The organism is Helicobacter sp. UBA3407, assembly GCF_949747025.1.
GTDB classification, from domain to species: domain Bacteria; phylum Campylobacterota; class Campylobacteria; order Campylobacterales; family Helicobacteraceae; genus Helicobacter_D; species Helicobacter_D ganmani.
This window is the reverse complement of record NZ_CATKCB010000029.1, coordinates 1-1,165: the sequence shown is the minus strand read 5'-3', so window position 1 is coordinate 1,165 and position 1,165 is coordinate 1. Positions and strand designations below refer to the sequence as shown.

The 1,165-nt window shown below is 39.9% G+C and carries 1 protein-coding gene and 1 pseudogene; both read left to right on the top strand.

What is annotated here, in order from left to right; all coding sequences use genetic code 11:
• Nucleotides 1-655 (top strand): annotated as a pseudogene (locus Q1553_RS00300) (hypothetical protein); the annotation flags it as partial.
• Nucleotides 652-1,165: CDP-glycerol glycerophosphotransferase family protein (locus Q1553_RS00295; protein WP_300842651.1), on the top strand; the 514-nt coding region annotated here is incomplete at its 3' end. The pseudogene Q1553_RS00300 and the gene Q1553_RS00295, both read left to right, overlap by 4 nt.

Here is a 1,165-nt window from a genome sequence, read left to right as displayed (position 1 = left end):
CCTAAATCTCGCAGAGGATTGTATAGCAATGCACTATTATGATAAAGCAGTCAAAGCTTACAAAAGAGCTATTGCGCTGTGCGAACACAAGGAAAATCTCGTGCAACTTTATTATGAAATGGGATATGCTTATGAGAATCTAGCAGACGAAGCGAGTTTGGGATTAGCCAAAGAAGCCTATGCGCAGGCGATTAAATTAGACGAGGAGTTAGAATCCAAAAGATATGGAATCGGGGTTTTTCACTTTGCAAAAGAGCGTTGGAAGTTTGCAAATCGTGCTTTTTTGGAGCAACTGCACTCTTGCGATTCTGATGATTTGCTACTTAAAAAAATAGGCGAAAGCTTTGAGCGGCTTTATGATTGGCAAAATGCTATTTTCTATTATCAAGAATCCTTGAAGCTAAATTATCAAAACCCGCAAACGCATTTTCGGCTAGGGTTTGCACAAGAGCGTATGGGAGATTTAAAAGGCGCGGTAGAATCCTACACACAAGGTGTCAATCGCAACAATACTTTGAATAACTATTGGATTTATCGTTTGGGATTCTGCCTCTCCTGCCTCCAAGACTTTGAGGGCGCAGCCCAAGTGCTTTTGAATCTCCAAACAATCCAAAGCTATCCGCTATTAGTCGGGGGGGGGGGGATTATACAATGATACATTCCTTGAAGAATCAAAGCTTTAAACAAAGAGCACTTTATACGCATTATTACGAATCCCTCCCTTTGCGCGACAAAACGATTCTGTATGAGAGCTTCCACGGGAGGTTGATGAGCTGCAATCCTTATGCGATTTTTAAGTTTTTATTGCACGATGAGCGATTTAGCGATTTCACGCATATTTGGGTGATTGAAAGCAGCGATTATATCAAAAGAGAGTATCGGAGGCTTAAGAATCTTATTTGCGTCAAACGCGGAAGTGATTTGTATCTGCGTTATCTTGCAAGTGCAAAATATCTTATCAATAACACCACTTTTCCTTATTATTTCATTCGCAAAGAGGGGCAATTCTATCTCAACACTTGGCACGGCACTGCGATGAAAAGTCTTGGAAAATACATCAAAACAACCTTTTTAGAGCATAGTAATACACAAAGAAACTTCTTGCAAACCACACACATTATCAATCCTAACGCATTTATGCAAAAAGTGCTTTTAGAGGATTATG